Origin of the sequence: Granulicella sp. WH15, from assembly GCF_009914315.1 — a bacterium.
Classification (GTDB): Bacteria; Acidobacteriota; Terriglobia; order Terriglobales; family Acidobacteriaceae; genus Edaphobacter.
The window spans coordinates 4,147,359-4,163,615 of the sequence record NZ_CP042596.1 but is presented as its reverse complement, the minus strand read 5'-3'; the positions used below and the strand labels follow the sequence as shown (position 1 = coordinate 4,163,615).

Annotated in this window: 13 protein-coding genes; 8 read left to right on the top strand and 5 right to left on the bottom strand. The window is 57.1% G+C overall.

Annotation, left to right across the window (positions count from 1 at the left end; all coding sequences use genetic code 11):
• Window positions 1-102: 102 nt before the first annotated feature.
• From FTO74_RS17255 to FTO74_RS17245, 3 genes are all read right to left on the bottom strand, one after another.
• Window positions 103-1,533, bottom strand: coding sequence for an NAD(P)/FAD-dependent oxidoreductase (locus tag FTO74_RS17255; protein WP_162539256.1), 1,431 nt, complete (start codon window positions 1,531-1,533; stop codon window positions 103-105).
• A gap of 61 nt (window positions 1,534-1,594) precedes the next feature.
• Window positions 1,595-1,948, bottom strand: a complete 354-nt coding sequence (locus FTO74_RS17250) for a hypothetical protein (protein ID WP_162539255.1) — start codon at window positions 1,946-1,948, stop codon at window positions 1,595-1,597.
• Between the two features lie 71 nt (window positions 1,949-2,019).
• On the bottom strand, window positions 2,020-2,991 hold the full coding sequence (locus FTO74_RS17245) for a LysR substrate-binding domain-containing protein (RefSeq protein WP_162539254.1): 972 nt from the start codon (window positions 2,989-2,991) through the stop codon (window positions 2,020-2,022).
• Between the two features lie 170 nt (window positions 2,992-3,161).
• On the opposite strand from FTO74_RS17245, the gene prpB reads away from it, so the two are divergent.
• The 6 genes from prpB to FTO74_RS17215 all read left to right on the top strand — a co-directional run bounded on the left by prpB (window position 3,162) and on the right by FTO74_RS17215 (window position 11,721).
• Window positions 3,162-4,076 carry a methylisocitrate lyase gene (gene prpB, locus FTO74_RS17240; protein WP_162539253.1) on the top strand — a complete coding sequence of 305 codons (915 nt, stop codon included), beginning with the start codon at window positions 3,162-3,164 and terminating at the stop codon, window positions 4,074-4,076.
• On the top strand, window positions 4,073-5,224 hold the full coding sequence (prpC, locus tag FTO74_RS17235) for a 2-methylcitrate synthase (protein WP_162539252.1): 1,152 nt from the start codon (window positions 4,073-4,075) through the stop codon (window positions 5,222-5,224). The genes prpB and prpC overlap by 4 nt, the downstream gene beginning before the upstream one ends.
• Window positions 5,225-5,265: 41 nt before the next feature.
• A complete protein-coding gene (locus FTO74_RS17230) occupies window positions 5,266-6,735 on the top strand; it encodes a bifunctional 2-methylcitrate dehydratase/aconitate hydratase (protein WP_162539251.1) in 1,470 nt (489 codons plus the stop codon).
• A 148-nt stretch (window positions 6,736-6,883) separates the two neighbouring features.
• On the top strand, window positions 6,884-10,159 hold the full coding sequence (locus tag FTO74_RS17225) for a carboxypeptidase regulatory-like domain-containing protein (RefSeq protein WP_162539250.1): 3,276 nt from the start codon (window positions 6,884-6,886) through the stop codon (window positions 10,157-10,159).
• A 116-nt stretch (window positions 10,160-10,275) separates the two neighbouring features.
• Window positions 10,276-11,373, top strand: coding sequence for an HTTM domain-containing protein (locus FTO74_RS17220; protein ID WP_162539249.1), 1,098 nt, complete (start codon window positions 10,276-10,278; stop codon window positions 11,371-11,373).
• Window positions 11,374-11,430: 57 nt separating this feature from the next.
• Window positions 11,431-11,721, top strand: coding sequence for an antibiotic biosynthesis monooxygenase (locus FTO74_RS17215; protein WP_162539248.1), 291 nt, complete (start codon window positions 11,431-11,433; stop codon window positions 11,719-11,721).
• Between the two features lie 27 nt (window positions 11,722-11,748).
• Here FTO74_RS17215 and FTO74_RS17210 read toward each other — a convergent pair whose 3' ends face one another.
• Window positions 11,749-12,777, bottom strand: coding sequence for an FAD-dependent oxidoreductase (locus tag FTO74_RS17210; protein ID WP_162539247.1), 1,029 nt, complete (start codon window positions 12,775-12,777; stop codon window positions 11,749-11,751).
• Between the two features lie 147 nt (window positions 12,778-12,924).
• Between FTO74_RS17210 and FTO74_RS17205 the strand changes: the two genes are divergently transcribed.
• Window positions 12,925-13,776 carry a hypothetical protein gene (locus FTO74_RS17205; RefSeq protein WP_162539246.1) on the top strand — a complete coding sequence of 284 codons (852 nt, stop codon included), beginning with the start codon at window positions 12,925-12,927 and terminating at the stop codon, window positions 13,774-13,776.
• 301 nt (window positions 13,777-14,077) lie between these two features.
• Here FTO74_RS17205 and FTO74_RS17200 read toward each other — a convergent pair whose 3' ends face one another.
• On the bottom strand, window positions 14,078-14,839 hold the full coding sequence (locus FTO74_RS17200) for a type II CAAX endopeptidase family protein (RefSeq protein WP_162539245.1): 762 nt from the start codon (window positions 14,837-14,839) through the stop codon (window positions 14,078-14,080).
• A 56-nt stretch (window positions 14,840-14,895) separates the two neighbouring features.
• On the opposite strand from FTO74_RS17200, the gene FTO74_RS17195 reads away from it, so the two are divergent.
• Entirely contained in the window at window positions 14,896-16,074 is a 1,179-nt protein-coding gene (locus tag FTO74_RS17195; RefSeq protein WP_162539244.1) for an acetyl-CoA C-acetyltransferase, read from the top strand.
• The last annotated feature ends 183 nt before the right edge of the window (window positions 16,075-16,257 follow it).

Sequence of the window (16,257 nt, the reverse complement as noted above, 5' to 3'; positions counted from 1 at the left end):
CTGGTCGGCAGCAGGAATATTTGTTTCCGACCAGCGGGAGGACCATGCGAAGCCGAGAACCGCACGAAGTGCCGCCCGCCCGGCGTTAGGGCGCTTTTGTTTTTACGCGATCCCGAAGGTATGTTTCAGCGCCGACCGCGCGGCGTGATAGCCGCACATGCCGTGCACCCCGCCGCCGGGTGGCGTGGAAGATGAGCAGAGATAGACGCCTTCGCCCGGTGTCCGGTAGGGATCGAGCGAGAGCGTGGGGCGGATGAGGAGTTGCATCAGGTTGTTGGCTCCGCCGCCGATATCGCCGCCGATCAGGTTGGCATTCGATAGCTCCATCTGGGCGGTATTCTTCGTCGAGCGGGCCAGGATGGTATCGCGGAAGCCGGGGGCGAAGCGCTCGACCTGATCTTCGATGGCGCTGGTCATATCGGCCGTGGAGCCGTTGGGGACGTGGCAGTACGCCCAGCCGGTGTGTTTGCCTTCGGGAGCGCGGGTGGGGTCGAAGAGGCTCTGCTGCGCGAAGAGGACGAAGGGGCGCGTGGGAGTACGGCCGTTCCAGCTATCGCGCTCGCCAGCCATGATCTCCTCGGCCGTGCCGCCGAGATGCAGCGTGGCTGTGCGTGAGCACGCTGCGTAGGTCCACGGAACCGGCTCCGAGAGCGCCCAGTCGATCTTGAAGACGCCGGGGCCGTAGGAGAAGCGGTTGAGGCTCTGTATGTAGCCAGCCGGGAGCCGCTTGACCGCGATGCGGGCTACCTGGCGCGGGGTCAGGTCGAAGAGGAGTGCGCGTGCGGCGGGAAGCTCGTCGGTGGTGTGGACGGGGGCGTCGGTCTCAATGGTGCCTCCCAAAGAGCGCAGGTACGAGGCGAGTGCATTGGTGATCTGCTGCGAGCCGCCCTGGGGGATGGGCCATCCGGCGGCGTGACCCGACATCGCCATCACCAGCCCGATGGCGGAGCTGGCCATCGATTCGAGCGGCACGATGGAGTGGCAGGCCAGTCCGGCAAAGAGTGCCTTGGCGCGGTCGCCCACGAAAGCGAGGCTGTTCAGCGTCGCGCCGGGCAGCAGCGCGCGCAGCCCATACTGGGCCATCGCAAAGGGATGCTGGGGGATGTGGATGGGCGGCGAGAGGATCTCCGGCACCAGCCGATTCCACTCGCGCACGAGCGGCTCGATCAGCCTCCGGTATGCGTCGGCGTCGGGGCCGAGCGACGCGCCTGTGGCCTCGATGCTGCGTTCGAGGATGGCGGGCGGCGCACCGTCGAGGGGATGGACGAGAGGTAGTGGCGGCTGAATCCAGTGAAGGCCGTGGTCGGCGAGCGGTAGGGTTTGAAAGAACGGTGAGGCCGCCGCCATTGGATGTACTGCGGAGCCGATATCGTGGTGGAATCCGGGCAGCGTCAGCTCAAGCGTGCGTGCGCCGCCGCCGAGGGTCGAGTTGGCTTCGCGTACCAACACGGAGAGGCCAGCCTGGGCCAGAACGATCGCGGCTGCAAGACCGTTCGGCCCGGACCCGACGACGATCGCGTCGTAGCTCGTCATAGTGACTCCCGCTCTCTCACGAAACCATCATAGGTGATGGGAGTCTGCCAATAGATATGAGTTAGGAGCGCGGCTGCGATTCGGGCCAGTGCCACTGCCGTAGCTCCTTGCCGTTGACGTGGTAGTCCATGTCGATGGTGGTCTTGTCGCCGAGCTTCTCGTGCTTGGCCTCAGCCTGCTCCAGCATGTCGATGACGTGCTGGGGCGAGCGATTGTCGCCGCCCTTAGCGGGCCTGCGATAACGCGCGCGGAACTCCTCGGCGGTAAGCTCATGCCCGTTGACGACGGCCCTGGCGGTGTACTCGGTTTGCGTATCGTAGGGGGCCCAGCAGAAGTAACGCGTGGGGACGGTGCGGGCGTAGCCAATGGCACAGACCTGGAAGATGAGAAGCAGTGCAGGGATCAGGATTCGCATGGGTATCCTCTCCTGGTGAAGCTGATGGACAGCTTGCACTCTTAGCACGCGAATGTATCACAGGGATATCGCTATCGTCTTCCGGTCTGCTTGGTAGCCGTGCGCTTGTTGTCCGTTGCGGTGTCGGAGCGGGCGAGCTTGCGAGCTGCCTCCTGAGCCACCTGGACAAGATGAGGCACGGCTGGATGACGATTGTTCGCCGACCACGCGGCGCTGTAGCGATAACTCGGCACAGGAGCCGCCAGAGGAATAAAAGTAACTCCAACCATCTGCAAACGGCAGAACTGAGCAGGTAGAATCGTAACTCCCAGGCCGGCGGCAACGTAGTTCAGCACCGTGATGGGCTGCCCGGCCTCCTGCCGGATATGAGGCTGGAAGCCGGCCTCATGGCAGAGCACCACGAGCCACGGATTGAAGACCGGCGCGCTGGAGCGTGCGCCAAAGAAGAACGATTCGTTGGCAAGCCGGGCAAGGGGCAGCGGCCTGGAGCTGCGCCGCGCTGCTTTGGCCAACGGGTGGTCCTGCGGCACGGCCGCGTAGAGCTTCTCTTCCACAACGGTAGCCATGCGGAGATCGCTCATCTCATCGGAGCTAAGGCCCAGGCCGATCAGTCCAAGATCAAGACGATGCTCTTGCAGTGCCTTGATCTGCTGCGTGCTGTCCATCTCGTTGATCTCCAGCTCTATCTTAGGAAACTGGCGACTGTACTCCCGCAGTATGCCGGGAAGCAGCCCCAGCCCGAGCGATGCAACAAAGCCGATAGAGATGCGTCCTGCCTCGCCGCGAGCGATGGATTGCGCTGTGCGGGTGTCGTCATCGACGGCCCTGAGCGTGCGCCGACAGCTCTCAAGAAAGCTGCGGCCTGCGGGAGTCAGGGTGACTCGATGCGTATCCCGCTCCAGCAGCCGGACCTCCATCTCCTCTTCGAGAAGACGTATCTGCGAACTGAGCGAGGGTTGTGCCACGTGCAGCTTCTCCGCCGCTCCACGAAAGCTGAGCTCATCGGCGACCGCAAGGAAGTAGCGAAGGTGTCTGAGTTCCATAGGCTTGGTGTTTTGTGAGCTTGGGTGATAGGCCAAAACGATCACCGCAATAGTATCAAACTACTTGCAAACAGCGGGTTCGAGAGCCGAGAATCGGCAGGCTTTGGTATACCTGTCAGGCCGATTCACGAACACAGCGGGTGGCTGTAGAGACGCAAGGAAATAAAGTGATGATAAGTTCAGCGGGAAGTCGTCTGTGGCAGGCCATAGAGCAGGAGCATCCCCTGCAAATCGTCGGCGCCATCAATGCCAACCATGCCCTGCTGGCGAAGCGTGCGGGCTTCAAGGCGATCTACCTTTCGGGCGGAGGAGTCTCGGCGGGTTCGCTGGGCGTGCCCGATCTTGGCATCGCAGGACTTGAGGATGTGCTGATCGACGTACGTCGCATCACCGATGTCTGCGATCTGCCTTTGCTGGTCGATGCAGATACGGGCTTCGGCGTATCGACGCTGAACATAGCGAGAACGACCAGAAGCCTGATTAAAGCTGGCACCGCAGCCATGCAGATCGAAGACCAGGTTACTGCCAAGCGATGCGGACATAGACCCAACAAGGCAGTCGTCGCGATCGACGAGATGGTGAATCGGCTGAAGGCCGTTATGGACGCGCGTACCGATCCCAGATTTGCTGTAGTGGCAAGAACCGATGCGCTTGCCGTGGAAGGGATCGAGAGTGCGCTTGAGAGGGCTGCGGCCTATGTGGAAGCAGGTGCGGATGTAATCTTCGCGGAGGCCGTGATCGAGCTGACGATGTACAGCAGATTTGCCAGCGTGGCGAAGGCTCCAATCCTTGCGAATATGACTGAGTTCGGGATGACTCCACTGGCTACGACTCGGGAGCTTGCAGATGTTGGTGTCGATGTGGTGCTCTATCCGCTCTCTGCATTTCGAGCCATGAATAAGGCTGCCGAGAACATTTATAACTCCATCCGGCATGACGGTACACAGGCAAAGGTACTCCATACGATGCAGACCAGGGCGGAGTTATACGACTCTATCAATTATTACTCTTATGAAGATGAGTTAGACCGTAAAGGCAAATACAAGCAGGCTTCAGGTATAGAAATTGAAGGACGGAAGATATGAATGAAGCTGCGGCAGCTACATTCAAACCTAAGAAGTCGGTTGCACTCTCCGGCGTGGCTGCGGGTTCTACCTCACTCTGCACGGTAGGTGCGCACGGCAACGATCTGCGCTATCGAGGCTATGACATCTTTGACCTGGCAGAGAACTGCCAGTTTGAGGAAGTAGCGTACCTTCTAATCCACGGTATGTTGCCGACTCAGGTTGAGTTAGTCGATTACAAATCGAAGCTGAGGTCGCTGCGTGGTCTTCCATCCAATATAAAGGCTGCACTGGAGTTGTTATCCCAGTCGGCGCACCCCATGGATGTGATTCGCACTGGCGTATCTATCTTGGGCGGCAACTTACCTGAGAAGGACGATCATAACCCTGCATCGGCTCGGGACATCGCAGATAAACTGCTGGCATCGCTGGGTTCCATGCTTCTTTACTGGTATCACTTTGCATGGAATGGAAGACGCATCGATGTGGAGACGGATGACGACTCCATCGGTGGGCACTTTCTCCATCTGTTGCACCAGCAGGAACCGCCGAAGGCCTGGGTCGATGCGATGCATTGCTCGCTCATTCTCTATGCAGAGCATGAGTTCAATGCCTCTACTTTTACCGCTCGAGTGATTGCCGGGACAGGCTCGGATATCTACTCCGCAATCGTAGGCGCGATTGGGGCGCTACGCGGGCCGAAACATGGCGGCGCCAATGAGGTTGCTCTCGAGGTTCAGAGTCGCTATGAAACACCCGATAAGGCGGAGAAAGATATTTGCCGCCGCCTCGAGTTGAAAGAGACAATCATCGGCTTTGGTCATCCGGTCTATACCGTGTCGGACCCGCGCAACCAGATCATCAAGCGTGTCGCTCATCGGCTATCGAGCGGTCGCTCCTCCGAGAAGCTATTCGAGATAGCCGAGAGAATCGAGTCAACCATGTGGGAGGCCAAGAAAATGTTTCCCAACCTGGACTGGTTCAGTGCGATTGCCTATAGCGCGATGAGCGTGCCGACCAGCATGTTTACGCCGCTCTTCGCGATCTCGCGTATTACCGGCTGGAGCGCGCATGTATTGGAGCAGAGGTCAGATAACAAGATTATTCGTCCCTCCGCGCTGTATACCGGTCCAGAGGCTGTGATGTTTGTCCCGTTATCTGAGCGGTAGAGTCCGGTCCATCTATAGGTCGCCCTGGAGAAGCCACGCGTATGTCTCATCTGGATCTCACTCCTAACTCGCTCAATCCTACCGACGTTGTGATTACAGATATTGTCGATTACGTCCTGGCCTATGAAGTTACAAGCGAACTCGCCTATGCCACTGCGCGTAATTGTCTTATCGACACGCTCGGTTGCGGGCTCGAAGCATTGCAGTATCCGGCGTGTACCAAGTTGTTAGGCCCTATCACCCCCGGGACGATTGTTCCCGATGGCGCACGAGTTCCAGGCACGAGTTACCAACTGGATCCGGTGCAGGCAGCGTTCAATATTGGGACAATGATTCGCTGGCTGGACTTCAACGATACGTGGCTGGCGGCGGAGTGGGGACATCCCTCCGATAATCTCGGGGGAATTCTTGCCGTTGCAGATTGGATGTCACGCCGCGCAATCCGCGAAGGGAAAAAGCCTTTGACCATGAAAGATGTTTTGACCTCCATGATCAAGGCCCATGAGATACAGGGCTGTATTGCTCTGGCTAACTCGTTCAATGCGGTTGGACTCGATCATGTCGTTCTAGTCAAGGTAGCTACGACTGCTGTTGTCGGGCAGATGCTGGGCTTGACTCGCCAGGAGCTGATCAACGCAGTCTCGCTGGCATGGGTCGATGGCCAAAGTCTTCGCGCTTATCGCCACTACCCTAATGCTGGTTCTCGCAAGAGTTGGGCTGCAGGCGATGCTACAAGCCGCGGAGTTCGACTGGCTCTTATCGCAAAGACTGGCGAGATGGGATATCCCTCGGTGTTAACTGCAAAGACCTGGGGTTTCTACGACGTCTCTTTTCGAGGAAAGGAGTTTCAGTTTCAAAGGTTCTATGGAACATATGTAATGGAAAATATTCTTTTCAAAGTGGCCTATCCGGCGGAGTTTCACGCGCAGACTGCAGTTGAAGCCGCCATGGCCCTGCATCAGCAGCTGAGTGATATGGGTAAGTCCTACGATGATATTAAGCGGATTACTATCCTGACTCATGCAGCCTGTATTCGAATCATTGATAAGTCTGGGCCGCTAAATAATCCGGCTGACCGAGATCACTGTATTCAATACATGGTGGCCGTGCCTCTTATCTTTGGACGTTTGACGGCCGCCGACTATGAAGATGCGGTTGCCGCCGACACACGCATCGACGCATTACGCGCGAAGATTTTCTGTATAGAAGATACACAATTTACGAAGGATTACTTCGATCCGGAGAAGCGATCGATTGCAAATGCACTTACTGTTGAGCTCCGCGACGGAGTTGAGCTGCATAACATGGTTGAGTTTCCTCTAGGACATAAGCGACGTAGAAGCGAAGGTTTTCCTCTTCTTGAGTTGAAGTTTAGGAGAAATCTAGTGCGGCAGTTCTCCGATGCACGTCAACGCGCCATTCTCGACCTTTCACTGAGCCAGAAAGTATTTGAGGAGACACCTGTTCATGAATATGTCGATCTCTATGTAGATAGCGATTGCCAGGTGTGACTTTACTGGTCTAGTATGTCGCCGAATCATTTTGTCCTGCGAAAAATAGATATAAATCACGACGTGGTATTGGGCACTTCCGCGACGCGATTGAATTAAATTCGCTTTTACAGAGTTCATCATGCCAATCCCTTGGAGGGAAAGCATCATGCCAAATCTAAACCGAATTTGTTTCCTCTTCGTAGTAGTTTTACTAGCTGCGATAAGTGCTTTTGCACAGTTTGAGGCGGGCTCTGTGATTGGTACGGTCAAGGATCCGACGGGCGCTATCATCGCAAATGCGAAGGTAGAGATTAAAAGTCTTGCCACGAATTCAACTCGCGAGACGGTTTCAAACTCCTCAGGCGAGTGGAGCTTTCCCGCTTTGCAGCCGGGTCGATACCAGGTCACCGTCAAGCAGTCCGGGCTACGCGATGAGGTGCGTGAGTTCGAGCTTGTTGTGGGGCAAAGGTTTCAACTTGATATCGATATGGCGGTTGGTACGGCTGCGCAGAGCATTACAGTCAATGCGTCTGGTGAAATGCTCGAAACAAGCGCGTCCGATATGAGCAATGTGCGGACGACGCAGCAGGTCGTCGACCTTCCACTCAATAGCCGCAATTTCACGCAGTTAGTGCAGCTTTCGCCTGGAGTAAATAACAAAGGAAACGGTACGAACTCCACGAATGGCGGCTACACTGCGGGACGAGGGACGAGCGGCTCGGTGGTCAATGGGAACCCCTCCGATATCGGTATCTATCTCTTCGATGGAATTCAGAGTGTGGATGCGGATGCGAATGTGCTTTTGTTCTATCCGCCGGTCGATGCAATTCAAGAGTTCAAGGTACAGACCAGTGCCGCGCCTGCAGCCTATGGGGGCGGACCTTCGATCATCAACGTAACTTATCGCTCAGGCGGCAACAGTCTGCATGGGACTGTGTATGAGTTTGTGCGTAACTCCGACCTTGATGCGAAGAACTACTTCGATCAACACTCTCTTCCAATTCCTCCGTTTCACCTTAATCAGTTTGGAGGGAACCTCTCAGGCCCTATTGTTATTCCTCATCTTTTCAACGGCAGAGATAAACTCTTTTTCTTTATGGATTACGAAGGCAAACGCCAGGCTCAGAGCGCTACTTCGATCAGCACTGTTCCAACTGCCGATGCGCGTAATGGGGATCTTACGGCTTACGGGGGGTTCTATATTCCTGGAACCGCTTCGAATACTGCGACGAAGATTCCTGCGAACCACATTAATCAAGTTACAGCAATAGATCCTACCTCCGCTAAGCTGGTAGCTCTTTTTCCATTGCCGAACTACGGTGCGCCGGGGGCACTTACCAACAACTACATTTTCAACGGAAAGCTGGATAACACCATCGATCAGGGTGATGTGCGTATTGACTTCCGCACGCCAACTACCTCTATCTTCGGGCGTTATACGCAGGAGAATGCAAATACTAATAATCCCGGGTATCTTCCTTCACCTGCGATTGGAGGTGGGCCTGGATACCCGGGCATAACGTTGGCTCCCGGTAAGCAGGTGGTATTGGGATATGGACGTTCTTTCGGTTCCTCAATGTACTATGAGGCCCGCCTCGGTTACTCTCGTCTGGTAGAGAGCATCGTGACAGAAGGTGACTTACTGGGTTCTGCTGGAGAGAACTATGGCATCCCTAATGCAAATGCGGGCGGCGTCCCCGGTTTCACGAATATTGTTATATCCGGCAATGCCACGCTGGGTGATGGCAACGGCAGCATCTCCAAGGTCAACAATCTGTGGGAGGTCGATCAGGCAGTTACCCTGACAAAGGGGAAGCATGAGATCAAAGCGGGGGTAAGTTATATGAGCACTCGTTTTGCATTTCTCTCGCCCGCTCACCCCAATGGCACGATCAATTTCAACGGCACTTATACTGGGGTGGGACTGGCTGACTTCCTCTATGGAAAATACGCCACATCTCAGCTGGATGTGTCGCAGTACTTCAGCCTGATTCGTTTCCGGCCAAGTATCTACGTGCAGGATAGCTATCGCATGACGCCTAAGCTCACGCTGAACTTCGGCCTGCGAGACGATCTGGTCACGCCGTGGACGGAGAGGCATAACAGGCTCGCAGGCTTTGATCCTGCCAATGGCGGAAGCCTGGTTCCGGTTGGTTCGGGTTCATTTCCCGGAGATGCAGTTGTTGATGGCCGTTACACGAACTTCGCGCCGCGATTTGGTTTTGCGTACAACGTTGATTCGAAGACTGTGATTCGTGGTGGCTTCGGTATCTTCTATGCGTATGAGACCTATAACTCCAACCCCATGTCGAAGAATGCACCCTTCAACGGATCGCTAAATGTAACGAATGATCAGTCGAGTACGGCTGGTTTTGCTGCGGCTGTGCCTATCTCTGCGGGTTTCTCCCCGGACCGTCCGGCTTTATTTCCCGCGGCCGGATCGGCTTTTCAAGCCTACCAGCGTAGGAACCCCAATCCCTCCGCAAATGAGTACAACCTGAATCTGCAGAGACAGATTACCTCGCATGATGTGATTTCTATCGCGTATGTAGGTCAGACGGGCGTTCATATTCTTATCAATCCGAATATTAATCAGGCTACGCCGGGAGCGGGTGCTGTTGCCTCGCGGCGGCCATATCCGAATTTTTCGGATGGAACGCTCAACTGCTATTGCGCAAATTCAGCCTATAACTCTTTCCAGTTGACTTATCAGAATCACATCTCGAGCAACCTGGATTTCCAGGGGACTTATACGCTGGCGCATAGTGTCGATACTTCAAGCGGCAACGCGAATCTGGTTGGTCCTCAGGATCCCTTTCATCTTTCGTCCTACCAGGGAAGGGCGAACTATCGTGGCAATTCGGACTTCGATATCCGCCACATGGTTGTACTGAGCTGGTCTTATCGACTGCCCTTTGGAAATAGGATGAAGTTTGCTTCAAACGCACATGGAATAGAACAGGCGGTAATCGGTGGGTGGCAGATCAATAGCATCGACAACTTCAGTACGGGATCGCCTTTCACCCCTGTCATGTCGTCAAGCCTTCTCAATGCTGGTAGCTCAGTGCAATGGCCCAATCGTATCGGCTCCGGCAAGGCGGCAAACGCGTCGATCAATGGTTGGTTCAATACGGCTGATTTCGTAAGTCCTGGCAACTACATTTTTGGTAACTCGGGCCGGAATATTATTTACGGTCCTGGGACAAAGCAGTTCGACGTCTCAATTTTCAAAGATCTCAATTTCAACGATTCTGGGTCGAGGCATCTTCAGTTCAGGGCTGAGACCTTCAACGTGTTCAATACTCCGCAGTTCAATAATCCTAGCGGGGCAGGCGTGCAGATTGGCAATAAAGCTGCGGGTACGATCACCAGCGCGGGACAGCCATTTCTCTTCCAGCGCACCTCGCGCGAGATCCAACTCGCGGCGAAGTTGTACTTCTAGCGGGATGGCGATGAGGAGGTGCGAGTATGGAGTTGCTATCGAAAGCACAGTGGCCAAGTAGCTTTGATACGGCTACGAAGCCATCGTGGAATCCGCTCCGATGCACTGGCACCGGGATGCCGACCAACCTCGCGGTGATGGTGAAGGTGCTGGCGATCGCGGTCCTGGTAACCAATCATGTGCGGCTTCTACCCGACCCTTGGCTCTCCTTTATTCCGCCGATTGACTCGTTGCCTCCAGTGTTCTTTCAGAAGACTATCCAGGTAGTCTTCGTTATCTCGGCGCTGGCTATTCTATTCAATCGGAGGATTCAGTGGGCTTCGCTTGTTATTGGGTCGACGATGCTGCTATCCGTGGTGTCTTCGAAGGCATACTACGGAAACAATAAGACGTTCTGCGGACTGATGTTCTTTCTCGCGGGTTTGTATAAGCCGGGAGGACCACCGTTTATTCGATGGCAACTTGCACTGACTTACTTTGGCGCGGGACTCAACAAGTTACTCGATCAAGATTGGCAGACGGGTGTGTTCTTTGAGTTCTGGTCGGTGCATAAGCTGCACGAGCAGGCGTATCTGGCGCTAGATGCTCTCCTGCCCAGGATGTGGCTTGCCCGCTTCATGTGCTGGTTTACGATTGTCACCGAGCTTGGCGTCGTGCCCTTTCTGCTGATTTCACGCATTTATTTCTGGGGCGTGCTTCTCAATGTCTTGTTTCAATGCGGCCTATGCCTTTTCGTCGGCAATACCTTCACACTGTTTTTCTATGGCATGAATGCCGCTTCGTTTGCCTTTGTAACCTGGCCCTCGAGCCCGATGAAGGCGACGTATGATCCGGCGCATCGCATGACAGCGGCATTGCAAAAGCTTTTGGAGTGGATTGATCTTGACCATCGGGTGATCTGGACACCGCTCCCCATCACCGGAGCGGTACCGCTTGAGCTTGCCGCGGAGGGGAGGTCCTATAGCGGCTTCCGCGCTTTACGCATGATTGTGCTGTTCAACCCGGTGACTTACCTGGTCTTCACTGCGGCGATGGCTGCATCGGGCAACGGAGAGAGTCTCGGTCTTGCGATCTATCGCCGGGTACTTGTGGGCACGGCGCTCGTGTTGCTAATGCCGCCGCTGGCGTGGATCGCCGATCGGATCAGTGGTGGTGGCCTCACCTCGGCGGGCGCTCAACATCGAGACCAATGGCGCGTCAGTCCCCTCGGCTAAGGTTGGGACTAGCCTCCGGCGCACGGGAACGGATACTCTAGCAGCATCGGAGGATACATGGTTCTTGAGATAGCGCAGTTGGAGATCAAGCCCGGTACTGAGGCAGCGTTTGAAGCGGGTGTACGTCAGGCCGAGCCACTCTTTCTCAGCTCGCAGGGGTGCACAGGTTTTCATCTGAAGAAGTCGGTTGAGTCTCCTTTGAAGTACCGCCTCTTCGTCGAGTGGGCGACGCTGGAGGATCATACTGTCACCTTTCGGGAGTCCGAGAGCTTCACGAAGTGGCGAGAGCTGGTGCAGGATTACTTCGCAGTCAAGCCCGACGTGGAGCACTGGGAGAGCATCCTCTAACCCTGCATTAGAGGTAGCGGCTGAGCCTTACGCCGGTTGGAAGCGCTCCGGGCGAAATACCTTGAGATCGACCGCCGGCGTTCGTCTCTCCAACATATCTGCGACAACTTGAGCGGTTGCAGGCGCAAGTAATATGCCGTTTCGATAGTGTCCGTTCGCGAGCATGTAGCGCGTCTGCTTCGCTGTAGTGCCAAGGATGGGAAGGCCATCCGCGGTGGATGGCCGCAGACCAGCCCATGACTCTACGAAGTGCGCGTCCTTGAGTTGTGGCAGCAGGGCCGAGGCGCGCGCGTGAAGCGCCAGGATATCGTGCGGCTTCACCGTTTTGTCGTAGCCCGCGTTCTCGACCGTTGCCCCGATGACCACGCGGCCCGCATTGGGACCGGTGAGCCTCGGGATAATGTAAGTGTCGTGCGTGCGTACGACGGCCTCGAGCGGCAGCTCCGCAGGCAGAGCTACAGCCAGCATCTGCCCCTTCACTGGAGTGACAGGCGCAGGTGACCATGCCCCCATGCAATCCACTAGGTAGTCGCCCGCGACTGTCTGTCCCGACGCTGTCTCCATGCGAACGCCATCGGGCGTGGAGGCAAGCCGAGTCATCGCGTTCTCTTCGAGTAACTCAATAGAGCTGGCGCGTACGGCTGCCAGCAATACCTCGGCCAGTTGCCTCGGATCAATCGAGTGTTCATCGAGCAGTTGAAAGCGGTGCTCTCCCGTCACCAGCCAGGGTACGATCCTGCGGGCATCGTCCAACGCCTCTGTCGGTGATTCGAGCGCCTGCAAGGTGTACGAGGTCTGGAACGGAATCCGCTCTCCGGACAAGCTCTCGAGCCGATCAAGAAACTCCGGGTAAAGGGAGATGCTGTGCCGCGAAAGCTCCAGCAGCGCAGCCGGGTTGCCCGGATCTTCCGCGGCCAACATGCCTCCCGCCGCGGTACTTGCCTGTGCGAGCGCCTTGCCTGCTTCGAGGACTGTTACCCGTGCCCCCCGACGTTCCAGTTCCAGTGCCAGCGAGAGCCCGATGATGCCTGCGCCGGCGATGACGATATCGGCCATCTCTTCATTTTAGTCCCGCGCGGGCTGCAACATTGCTCTGCCGACGGCGCGCGTTTGATTTAGCTTGGACGCAGAACATTTGTGCGGGCGTCGTGTTCAAGCAAGAGCACTGCAACGATAAGAACGAAGAACGTGAAGGAGAGTGGCATGAGCGAGCAGGGTTATATTGAACCAGTGGAGCGGTCGGGATCGGTGCCTGTACTGGTCATTGCAGTGCTGGCCTTGTTGACCGCTGCCGGAGCTTTGATCTGGTGCTACGGTCTCAGCAATCATCTGGACGCGGCCGAGAAGCAGATCGCGCAGGCTAACCAGCAGAACGCCGCGCTTGCGGAAAAGGAAGAGGCGCTCACCGCGCGTCTGCGCGCCACCACGGAGACGATGGGCGCGAGCGTCGGCATGACGCAGAAGCAGATCGAGATGAAGACCCAGAGCATTCTCGCCGCGCAGCGCGCCGCCAACGCTGAGACCGAGCGCCTCGCCGAAGAGCAGGCCGCGCAGAACAAGCAGATCAGCGCCGTCGCCAGCGATGTCTCGACCGTCAAGACCGATGTGGGCGGGGCCAAGTCGGATATCGCGGCCACGCGCAGCGATCTTGAGAGCACCAAGACCCAGTTGCAGCGCACGATGGGCGATGCCGGTGTGATGAGCGGGCTGATTGCGCGTAATCACGATGAGCTGGAGATGTTGAAGCATCGCGGCGACCGCACGTATCTTGAGTTCCATCTGCAGAAGGGCGAGAAGCCGGTGCTGCTCTCGTCGATCAAGATCCAGGCCAAGAAGGTGGACGATAAGCACTCTCGCTACACCATGATGGTCAGTGCGGATGATCGCAACATCGAGAAGAAGGACAAGAGTATCGATGAGCCGGTGCAGTTCTACGTGGGCAAGGACGAGGTGCTGTACGAGATCGTCGTCAACGCCATCACGAAGAATCAGATCTCCGGTTATCTCTCCATCCCTAAGGGGACGCCGCCACCGCCGGATGCTCCGTCAAAATAGTCGCTGCGCTTGAAACCCCTTTCATTCAAGAGGTTTCGCGCGTAGCGTAAACGCAGCACGGGGGACGCTATGAGCGTCCCCCGTGCTGCGTTTGCCTGTTTGTGTTGCCGTGTTGCTTTGCCTTGGGGTTGCTATTCTCCCTGTCACTGCTGTCACGCATTCGTTCCAGCTAACGAAGGTATAGATTCATGAAAAAAGGGTGTCAAGAAAAAAACGAAGGCAATGCAAAATTCCTGTTCATAACTCGTCCACTTTGGTTCGCGCGCCGGGCTCTCCCGTTACTTTCGAGAGGATCGTACGTTCAAGGATGAGGTAGTCGATGCGAGAGCCATGGTTGTGCGAGCGCGAGAATGGCAACCAGAAAATCCTGGAGTGCATGAGCGATCATCACGGCTCGCAGGTCGCCCTTGCGCTGTCGTGCGATGAAGCCAAAGAGTAGCGCCAGCGCCATCAGCGGCAGCATCGCGCCCACTCCTTCATATAGATGCACTGCGCCGAAGATCGCTGACGAGAGGATGACGGCGAGCACGGGACGCCTCGTCCATGCGGTGAACTGCTGCAATAGATAGCCGCGAAAGATCAGCTCTTCGCAGAAGCCCGCAGTCATGCTCAGCAGAAGCCATAGGACGAACTCAAGAGGTGTATGCGGCAACATCGCCAACACCACAGCCTCGTTACGTTTATGACGCAGCGGCGTTAGTTGTGTGAGCCCGCCTACGAGAGCGAGCGTCAGCATCCCGCACAGATAGACGGCAACTCCGATGCCGGCTTCGTGTGCCCACGTACTCGCACGGTTCCGCAGTGCGGCTGCGAAGAATGCGCCGCGATGATAGACGCCCGCGACGACCGAGCCCAGCAGCAGCCACGAGAGCATCACGGTCGAGCCGTAGCGATACCAGTGCGTTCCACCGTTGGCAATACCGGCTGCACGCTGTTGTCCCAGAAGAGCCGATGCGATCAACACCACGAAGAGTGCGACGGTGTGAGGCCAGGGAGCCACCGGCTGCGGTACGGCATCGGTTACGAGGGGCGGAGGCGCGGGTTGTATCGTGTCGTTGTGCATGAACCGTATACTGGGGGCGTCAAGAACGCTGTTCCGAGTGTAGCGAAGGAGTGGTCATGCAGGATGTAGTTATCGTCTCGGCGGTGCGCACCGCTGTTGGAAAGTTTCAGGGAACACTCAGCGATCTATCTACAACGCAGCTCGGCGCACTGGTGGTGCGCGAGGCAGTTCACCGTGCCGGGCTCGATCCCGCAACAGTCGATGAGTGCATCATGGGCTGCGTGCTTCCCGCCGGGCTTGGGCAGAACCCCGCGCGTCAGGCTGCGCTCGGCGGTGGCCTGGCCGATACAGTTGCGGCGCTCACCATCAACATGGTCTGCGGCTCCGGTCTCAAGGCCGTTGCGCTCGCGGCGCAGTCCATCATGCTGGGCCACGCGGAGATCATCGTCGCCGGAGGCATGGAGTCCATGTCGAACGCGCCCTACCTGCTGCCGGGCGCGCGCAAGGGCTTCCGCATGGGCGACCAGAAGGCCGTGGACTCCATGGTGAAGGACGGCCTGTGGTGCGCGTGCGACGACCAGCACATGGGCCTCACCGGAGAGCTGGTTGCAGAGAAGCACAGCATCACCCGTGCCGAGCAGGACGCCTATGCGCTCGAGTCGCATCGTCGAGCCGCCACCGCGTGGGCTGCGGGCCACTTCGACGCAGAGGTGATGCCCATCGAGATTCCTTCGCGCAAGGGTGCGCCAGTCGTCTTCCGCAGAGACGAGAGCATCCGCGAAGACGCATCGCTCGAAGCACTCGCATCACTCAAACCCGCGTTCAAGAAGGATGGCACCGTCACCGCGGGCAACGCCCCCGGCGTCAACGATGCCGCAGCCGCACTGGTAGTCATGTCGGCCTCAAAGGCCGCATCACTTGGTCTAAAGCCGATGGTCACGATCCGCGCCCAGGCTATGAGCGGAGTCGCGCCGAGGTGGGTCATGCTCGCTCCCGTGCTGGGCATCGAGAAGGTGCTCGAGCGCGCAGCGTGGTCGAAGGAAGAGGTCGATCTCTACGAGCTGAACGAGGCTTTTAGTGTGCAGGCACTCGGCGTCACGCGCGAGCTTGGCCTGCCGCTCGACAAGGTCAACGTCAATGGCGGCGCAGTCGCTATTGGCCACCCCATCGGAGCCAGCGGAGCGCGCGTGTTGGTCACGCTGATCCACGAACTCATCCGTCGCGATGCCCACAAGGGCGTGGCTGCGTTATGTCTTGGCGGTGGCAACTCAGTGGCGTTGGCCGTGGAGCGATGAGTTAAAGCCTTGTCCTGCCGGACGGGCCTCCTGCGCGGAGGGCGGTCACTTCGTGACTTTCATACTTGTCTCAATGACTCAAAGTGTAAGGGTCCTCCCGTTGGTCGGAAACAAAATGCTCGCTTCCGACCAGCGGGAGGACCTCAGAAGATCATCCTACCCATACCGCCCCGAGAACGGCAC

Coding starts and splice junctions, on each gene's coding strand:
- FTO74_RS17195 (WP_162539244.1), top strand. CDS start 14,896: ATGCAGGATGTAGTTATCGTCTCGGCGGTGCGCACCGCTGTTGGAAAG.
- FTO74_RS17210 (WP_162539247.1), bottom strand. CDS start 12,777: ATGGCCGATATCGTCATCGCCGGCGCAGGCATCATCGGGCTCTCGCTG.
- FTO74_RS17225 (WP_162539250.1), top strand. CDS start 6,884: ATGCCAAATCTAAACCGAATTTGTTTCCTCTTCGTAGTAGTTTTACTA.
- prpB (WP_162539253.1), top strand. CDS start 3,162: ATGATAAGTTCAGCGGGAAGTCGTCTGTGGCAGGCCATAGAGCAGGAG.
- FTO74_RS17255 (WP_162539256.1), bottom strand. CDS start 1,533: ATGACGAGCTACGACGCGATCGTCGTCGGGTCCGGGCCGAACGGTCTT.
- FTO74_RS17250 (WP_162539255.1), bottom strand. CDS start 1,948: ATGCGAATCCTGATCCCTGCACTGCTTCTCATCTTCCAGGTCTGTGCC.
- prpC (WP_162539252.1), top strand. CDS start 4,073: ATGAATGAAGCTGCGGCAGCTACATTCAAACCTAAGAAGTCGGTTGCA.
- FTO74_RS17200 (WP_162539245.1), bottom strand. CDS start 14,839: ATGCACAACGACACGATACAACCCGCGCCTCCGCCCCTCGTAACCGAT.
- FTO74_RS17205 (WP_162539246.1), top strand. CDS start 12,925: ATGAGCGAGCAGGGTTATATTGAACCAGTGGAGCGGTCGGGATCGGTG.
- FTO74_RS17215 (WP_162539248.1), top strand. CDS start 11,431: ATGGTTCTTGAGATAGCGCAGTTGGAGATCAAGCCCGGTACTGAGGCA.
- FTO74_RS17220 (WP_162539249.1), top strand. CDS start 10,276: ATGCCGACCAACCTCGCGGTGATGGTGAAGGTGCTGGCGATCGCGGTC.
- FTO74_RS17230 (WP_162539251.1), top strand. CDS start 5,266: ATGTCTCATCTGGATCTCACTCCTAACTCGCTCAATCCTACCGACGTT.
- FTO74_RS17245 (WP_162539254.1), bottom strand. CDS start 2,991: ATGGAACTCAGACACCTTCGCTACTTCCTTGCGGTCGCCGATGAGCTC.